General features: G+C 63.0%; 1 pseudogene. It reads left to right on the forward strand.

What is annotated here, in order from left to right:
- Positions 1-357, forward strand: a pseudogene (locus AB4Y77_RS23025) (pyruvate dehydrogenase (acetyl-transferring), homodimeric type); the annotation flags it as partial.

Raw genomic sequence — 357 nt, forward strand, 5'->3', positions numbered from 1 at the left:
ACACTCCCCCATCCTCGCCTCCACCAACCCCGCCGTGAAAACCTGGCCTCCACCAACCCCGCCGTGAAAACCTACGACCCCGCCTACGGCTACGAAATCGGCCACATCATCCGCCACGGCCTCGAAGAAATGTACGGCCCCGACACCGAGGGCACCGACGCTGAAGCTGCATCCGATAAAAACGTGATGTACTACCTCACCGTCTACAACGAACCCATCACCCAACCCGCGGAACCAGAGAACCTCGACATCAACGGGCTCCTCAAAGGCATCTACCACCTCGCCGAAGCCCCCGCAGGAGAAGAGAACCGGCCCACCGCGGCCATCCTCGCCTCCGGCGTGTCCGTACCCTGGGCC

Origin of the sequence: Paenarthrobacter sp. YAF11_1, from assembly GCF_052113445.1 — a bacterium.
GTDB lineage: Bacteria > Actinomycetota > Actinomycetes > Actinomycetales > Micrococcaceae > Arthrobacter.